Source organism: Kitasatospora sp. NPDC088346 (assembly GCF_044740765.1).
GTDB lineage: Bacteria > Actinomycetota > Actinomycetes > Streptomycetales > Streptomycetaceae > Kitasatospora.
Window position 1 is genome coordinate 1 of sequence record NZ_JBIURH010000136.1, and the last position, 3,606, is coordinate 3,606.

Annotated in this window: 4 protein-coding genes; 2 read left to right on the forward strand and 2 right to left on the reverse strand. The window is 69.5% G+C overall.

The window, feature by feature from the left end:
• Both ACIOFR_RS41895 and ACIOFR_RS41900 read left to right on the forward strand, forming a co-directional pair.
• A partial coding sequence (locus ACIOFR_RS41895) for a hypothetical protein (RefSeq protein ID WP_401006041.1) occupies nt 1-567 on the forward strand: 567 nt, incomplete at its 5' end.
• Between the two features lie 78 nt (nt 568-645).
• Nucleotides 646-2,007 (forward strand): cytochrome P450, encoded by a 1,362-nt coding sequence (locus ACIOFR_RS41900; RefSeq protein ID WP_401006043.1) that lies wholly within the window; start codon nt 646-648, stop codon nt 2,005-2,007.
• Between the two features lie 774 nt (nt 2,008-2,781).
• On the opposite strand, the gene ACIOFR_RS41905 is transcribed toward ACIOFR_RS41900, so the two are convergent.
• Both ACIOFR_RS41905 and ACIOFR_RS41910 read right to left on the reverse strand, forming a co-directional pair.
• On the reverse strand, nt 2,782-3,231 hold the full coding sequence (locus ACIOFR_RS41905; RefSeq protein WP_401006045.1) for a hypothetical protein: 450 nt from the start codon (nt 3,229-3,231) through the stop codon (nt 2,782-2,784).
• On the reverse strand, nt 3,228-3,606 hold a 379-nt coding region (locus ACIOFR_RS41910), incomplete at its 5' end, for a transposase (protein ID WP_401006047.1). The genes ACIOFR_RS41905 and ACIOFR_RS41910, both read right to left, overlap by 4 nt.

Genomic DNA, 3,606 nt, shown 5'->3' on the forward strand with positions numbered 1-3,606 from the left:
CACCACAGGACCGACGGCCATCCACCTGGATTTCTCGTGGCCATCAGCCGGGACTCAACTGGCCGCGCACCTGGACATTGCCACGGCCGCCGTCACTCGACCCTGTGGACGCTGGAAACCAACTGGTACGGCACCGTCGAGGGCCGCTGCGCCCTCAACCTCCTGCGCAACCTGCCGTTGATACATGTCGCGATGTCGCGGTACAGGTTTGTGGAGGACGGCCTGCGCATCGGGAAGGCAGAGACGCGAGCGGTCATCCGGGACGCGCGGGCCAACGTCAAGCTCTGGTACCGCGGGGCGCCCGGCGCTGGCAGCGCTCCGCCCGAGGCCGATGGCGGGCGAACGCTGGAGGCGGTCCGGCACATGCTCTACCCCGAACTGCAGACGGCGCTCGAGCGCACCGACGCTGACGCGTGCCCCAGGTGCGAGCGTCATCGCCCACAGGGCCTCGTCGCGGAGGGCCGGTTCGGCGGCGTCACCCTCTGCGAGCCTTGCGGCAGCCGCTGGCGCGAGTACGTGCTGGGGGCCCCCGCCCGGCACGCCGCTCAGCTGACCCGGCGTCTTTGACCGTCACCGTCGCCGAGCCTCCCCCGCCGTCCGCCGGTTCACCCGCCTGCCGTGCCCCGCGCCCACCAGGAGCCCAGCATGACCTCGTCCGATACGGAAATCCCGGAGGCGGCGGGCCGCCTGCCCATCGTGGGCCACGCCCTGAGTCTTCGGCGCGATGCGATCGCGTTCCTGCAGAGCCTGCCGCAGTACGGTGACATGATCGAAGTGCACCTCGGGCCCCGCAGGGCGATCGTCGTCACCACCCCGGACCTGGTCCGCCAGGTCCTCGTGGGAGACGCCAAGGCGTTCCACAAAGGGGCGATCTTCGACAAGGCCAGACCGTTCCTGGGCAACGGAGTGCTCCTCTCGAGCGGTCCCTTCCACCTCAAGCAGCGCCGCCTGGTGCAGCCGGCCTTCCACCGCCAGCGCGTCGCCCAGTACGTGCGGACCATGAACGACGAGACCGTGGCCGCCGCAGGAACGCTCGTTGCCGGCCGCACCGTCGACATGCGTAGGGTGCTGTACGACCTGGTGATCACCATTCTCGGAACGACCCTGTTCTCCACCGAGCTCGGCGGATGGGTCACACGCGAAGCCCAACGGTCGATGCCGATCATCCAGAACACCGTGCTCCGGCGGACGATCTCCCCCCTGCCCTTCCTGGAACGGCTGCCAACGCTGGCGAACCGGCGCTTCGACCGGGCTGTCGCAGGCATGGACACCGTGCTGAGCCACGTCATCGCGCAGTACCAGCGAGACGAGGAGACCGACCGCGGCGACCTCCTGTCGATGCTGGTGGCGGCCACGCACGCCGACACCGGGCTTCCCATGCCGGCGCACCAGCTCAAGGACGAACTGCTGAACATCTTCGCCGCGGGGATGGAGACAACAACCGACACCCTCGCCTGGGCCTGCTACGAGATCGGGCGACAACCCGGCATCCAGCAGCGGGCCTTCGAGGAGGCGGACCGCGTGCTGGCCGGCCGACCAGCAACGATCGAGAAGCTGGCCGAACTGACGTACATCCAGCAGGTGATCAAGGAAGTTCTCCGTCTGCATCCTCCGACGAACCTGCTCATGCGCCGGTCCGTCGCCCCCGTCACCCTCGGCGGAGTGCCGATCCCCGTCGGCACCGAGGTGATCGTCAGCCCGCTCTTGCTCCACCACAACCCGCGGCTCTTCCCGAAACCGACCCAGTTCGATCCGGACCGCTGGAGTCGCCCTGAACAGGCCCTGCCGCGCGGCGCCTACTTCCCCTTCGGACTCGGCAGCCGCCAGTGCCTCGGCGACACCTTCGCCCTCACCGAGATGCCCATCGTCCTCGCTACCCTCCTCACGCACTGGCGGCTGCACCCGGCTCCAGGGCACATCGTTCGTCCGGTCCAAGCGGTCACCGTCTCCCCTGGAAGGCTGCTGATGATTCCCGAGGCGCGTACCCGCCGCACCCCTGCGGCTTGACCACCCTCACATCCGCGCCCATCGACGCACAGCCGTCCCGAGCCGACGCCTCACCGCACCGATCGAGGCCACCGAAGGCGCACTTGAGGCCTGAGCCGATGGCCCCACCGGGCCCAGGGTGCCCTTGGGTCGGGTGGCCGGGCATTCGGGCCTGGCAGGGTGGGCTGACTTGCCTGGAGTGAGAAGGGGTTGTGGCCCCCTTGCTCGACGGCGGGATGGGTGACGCGGGCAAGGGGGAACCCGATGTGCGGGCGGTGGGCGGAGATGGGGGCGACCTGGGGCGGCACCTATGTCACAGACTGATGACCAGCGGTCCTTCGACTACTGGGGTGCGGTCCGCGATCGCCTCGAGGAGAGGCAGGTATCCATCGAGATCGGTCACGATGGCGGTGTCGCCGTAGCTGACCTGTGTGCCCTTTTCGGTCCAGCCCGTCCCGGCGTCCGTGACGGGGAACGAGAGCGGGGAGGCGAAGTGTCCGTCCGGGTCCCGGCCCTGGGGAACGCTGGAAGTGCCCCCAGATCTCGGCGCGTAGCGGCGCAAGCGCCGGGTCGGCCGCAGGACTGCCGCCGCCGGCCGCCGCGGCGCCGTGGTCCGCCTTCCGGTGCTCGGCCGCTGCCGGACCGGCGGCAGCGGGATCCCCGGGCCCGCTCGAACTGAGCAGCAGCCGCGAGATGACATCGACGACCCGCGCCGGCTCACCGAGCGGGGGAAGCGGCAGACCGGTCGGTGCGGCACCGGTGCCGTCGGGCCGCAAAGCGGCCGCCGAGCAATAGTCAAGAGTTGTGGGTGAGGCCCTCCGACTCGACGGCGGTGATCTCGGCTGCTGCGAGCCGGGCCTCCTCGTGCACCTCTGGGTCGGGGTGATGGAGGAAGGGTTCGATCAGCGGCCGGGCCTGCGGGTCGTGGGTGGCGCCGAGGATGTAGAGCGTGTGGACGAGGAGCGCGCGTTCCATCGTCGGCGTGGCTGCCGCCAGTGGTTCGACGAGGGTCAGAGGCAGGCGGTAGTGGTTGAACGCCTCGCTGATCGAGTTCAGGGCGGACTCGCGCACCTTGGTCACCGGTTCGTTGACGGCCACGCTGACCAGGCGTCCGACGGCCAGGCGAGCGGAGTCCGCGTCGAGTGCGGCGCCGCGCAGGAGGTCCCCAAGGACGGCGGCGGCGATGTCCCGACGGTCCGGATCGCGGTCGGTCAGTGCTTCAAGTGCCTCGAACATGTCGTTCATGCTGCCACCTCGGACCGCTCGACCAGGACACCGTTTTCGAAGTGCGCGCCGGCACGGACCAGCGGCACCAGGTGGGCGCCGGTGATCGCGCGCCACCGGGCCTGTGCGGACTCGACGATCTTGAACACCATCGCCAGGGCCGCAGCCGGGCTCCCCGCGCCGCGTGTGACCTTGGTGCGGAGTTTGACCGTGGAGAAGGTCGACTCGATGGGGTTCGTGGTCCGCAGGTGGATCCAGTGCTCGGCCGGGAAGTCGTAGAAGGCGAGCAGTTCGTCCCGATTGTGCTTCCCCTCGTAGCGTGGAGTCGTGACCCGATAAGGAGTTGAGGGTGGGGAAGCGACGTACGTACGACGCCGAGTTCCGGGAGGGGGCGGT